Genomic DNA, 228 nt, shown 5'->3' with positions numbered 1-228 from the left:
GAATTATCACATCTCTAGGCTCTACTGTTACAACATCGTGAGAACGAGTGTGTTTTGCATAATCATAGACAGGTTTCTCAATCGTATTTCTATTTACAAGTGATTTTAGATGCATTAACAATAAATTATTATCAAAAGCAAGTGGGTGGTCATAGTTAGTTTTTAGTCTTTCTTCCATTGGTAAATGTGACTGATCCTTATAATAAGAATCTTGCTCAATCATAAGAA

1 pseudogene is annotated in these 228 nt (G+C 32.0%); it reads right to left on the bottom strand.

The features are described 5' to 3' along the window. Positions 1-228 (bottom strand): annotated as a pseudogene (locus AOA62_RS32400) (uridine kinase); the annotation flags it as partial.

The sequence above is a fragment of the Pseudomonas sp. 2995-3 genome (assembly GCF_002742565.1).
Taxonomy (GTDB): Bacteria; Pseudomonadota; Gammaproteobacteria; order Pseudomonadales; family Pseudomonadaceae; genus Aquipseudomonas; species Aquipseudomonas edaphica.
Note: the sequence above shows the minus strand (reverse complement) of the source record. Positions and strands in the feature narration are given on the sequence as shown.